3 protein-coding genes are annotated in these 2,356 nt (G+C 72.5%); all 3 read right to left on the reverse strand.

What is annotated here, in order from left to right; translation table 11 throughout:
* Nucleotides 1-109 precede the first annotated feature (109 nt).
* Nucleotides 110-601, reverse strand: coding sequence for an LURP-one-related/scramblase family protein (locus AOK18_RS29585; protein ID WP_055571737.1), 492 nt, complete (start codon nt 599-601; stop codon nt 110-112).
* A 162-nt stretch (nt 602-763) separates the two neighbouring features.
* A complete protein-coding gene (locus AOK18_RS29590; RefSeq protein ID WP_055571738.1) occupies nt 764-1,012 on the reverse strand; it encodes a DUF6458 family protein in 249 nt (82 codons plus the stop codon).
* Between the two features lie 182 nt (nt 1,013-1,194).
* A partial coding sequence (locus tag AOK18_RS29595; RefSeq protein WP_055696296.1) for a M18 family aminopeptidase occupies nt 1,195-2,356 on the reverse strand: 1,162 nt, incomplete at its 5' end.

A 2,356-nucleotide genomic window follows, 5' to 3' on the forward strand; every position in this document is an offset into this window, starting at 1 on the left:
ACCCGGAGGAGCCCGGGGCGGGCCGGGGCGGGCTCCGGAGCGGGTGTCCCGGAGCAGCGCTCCGGCCCGGGCCCCGGGGCGGGGCCCGACGTCCGTTCGGCCCCCGCGCTCAGCTCTCCCGCTCCTTCTCCGCCAGGTGGATCACGCACACCGACACGGCGATCAGCAGCGCCGGGTCCGCGTCGTCCCGGACGACGTCGACGCCGTACGTCTCCCGGACGTGCCGCCAGCGCCGCGAGATCACGGCGAGCAGCTCGCCGTCGTACTCCACGGCGAACTCGCGGTCGAGGATCTTGCCGCTGACGTCCAGTTCGGTGCCGTCGGCCAGGGTGACCCGGTAGTGGTTGCGCAGCAGGGACAGCCGCTTGCGCCGGATCGCGGCCAGCGCCTCGCCGTCCCGTTCGATCACCATGGTGTCGCGCAGGGCGAACATCTTCTTGCGGATGTCGATGAGCACACGGCCTTGGGCGTCCTTCAGTTCGAAGGTGTCCCGCAGGCGCATGGCCTTGCCGTCGACGAGGAAGACCTTGTTGCCCCGGTCGTCCTCGATCCAGTAGTCGTCACCGATTCCGAGGAGCCGGTCGCGTACGAGGAATCTCATGCCCTCACGGGTGCCCCGCCGCCCGCCTCCCGACGCCGGGACTAGGCCGATTGTCGGCATGCGGCGCTCTCGGCGCCCGCGGTGCGCGTGGTGCGCACGAGGTGCCCGGCGTGTGCGGTGTACATGTCGTTCCCACGGTGTGCGGGCACCGGTGACGTCGGGTCAGACGCCGTACCCGTCGCTGTAGCCGTCGCGGCTGTGCGGGCGGGTGTCGTCGATGACGGGCGTGGCCGGCGGGACGACGACGCGCCTGCGCCGGGCGATGCTGCTGAAGGTCGCCACACCGATCAGTCCGACGATCATCAGGATGACACCGACCAGGTTCAGGTTGACCCCCTGCATGTCCCAGTCGGTCGCGAACGTGAGGATCGCCCCTGCGGCGATCAGGATGATGCACCCTCCGAGTCCCATGAGTGCCGCCTCCCTATCCGGTTCTTCCGGTTCTTCCCCCGGCCCTTCCGGTTGCCTCCGCATACCCGGGCAGCCATCACTCATGCACCAGGGGTCAGTTGACATCCCGTCGGAGGACGCGGACGGGCGGCGCGGGAACCGGCCCGCCCCGGCGCGGGCGGGCCGGTGAGGGGGCCGCGTCCCTATCCCTCCAGGAACGCCGTCAGCGCGTTCGCCAGGAGGAACGGGTCCCGCGCGCCGCACAGTTCGCGCGCGCTGTGCATCGACAGGATGGCCACACCGATGTCGACGGTCGTGATGCCGTGCCGGGCCGCGGTGATCGGGCCGATCGTGGTGCCGCACGGCATGGAGTTGTTGGAGACGAACGCCTGGAAGGGCACGCCCGCCTTCTCGCAGGCCGCCGCGAACACGGACCGGCCCGAACCGTCCGTCGCGTAGCGGTTGTTGACGTTGACCTTGAGGAGGGGGCCGCCGTCGACGCGCGGGTGGTGGGTCGGGTCGTGCCGTTCCGCGTAGTTGGGGTGGACGGCGTGACCGGTGTCCGAGGAGAGGCAGACGGTGCCGGCGAAGGCGCGCGCCCGGTCCTCGTACGAGCCGCCGCGGGCGAACACCGAGCGCTCCAGCACGCCGCCGAGCAGCGGCCCGTCCGCACCGGTGTCGGACTGGGAGCCGGTCTCCTCGTGGTCGAAGGCGGCCAGGACGGGGATGAAGGGCAGCCCGGCCCCGTGCGCGGCGACCGCCGTCAGCGCGGCCGCACCGGCGTGCACGGACAGCAGGTTGTCCATGCGCGGGCCGGCCAGCAGTTCCTCGTCGCGGCCCAGGTACGCCGGCGGCTCCACGGAGTGCACCATCAGGTCCCAGCCGGTGACCTCGCCGGACGGGACCTCGGCGGTCTCCTCCAGGAAGGCGACGAGGTCGCCGTCGCGCACGTCCTCGCCCAGGCCCCAGACGGGTTGCATGTGGCGCTGCTTGTCGAGCTTGAGGCCGTCGGCGTTCACCGAGCGGTCCAGGTGGATGGCGAGCTGCGGGACGCGCAGCAGCGGCCGGTCGACGTTCACCAGCCGGGTCGAGCCGTCCCGCAGGGACAGCCGGCCGGCCAGGCCGAGGTCGCGGTCGAGCCAGGAGTTGAGCAGCGGTCCGCCGTAGATCTCCACGGCCACCTGGCGCCAGCCCTGCGCCCCGCTGTCGGGCCGCGGCTTCACCCGCAGGTTGGGGGAGTCGGTGTGGGCGCCGACGATCCGGAACGGCGTGTGGGGCGCCGCGCCCTCGGGGACGTACCAGGCGATGATCGCGCCGCCGCGCAGCACGTACGCGCCGCCGCTGCCCGCCGGGGACCCGGTGTCC

Source organism: Streptomyces prasinopilosus, from assembly GCF_001419695.1.
Taxonomy (GTDB): Bacteria; Actinomycetota; Actinomycetes; order Streptomycetales; family Streptomycetaceae; genus Streptomyces; species Streptomyces prasinopilosus.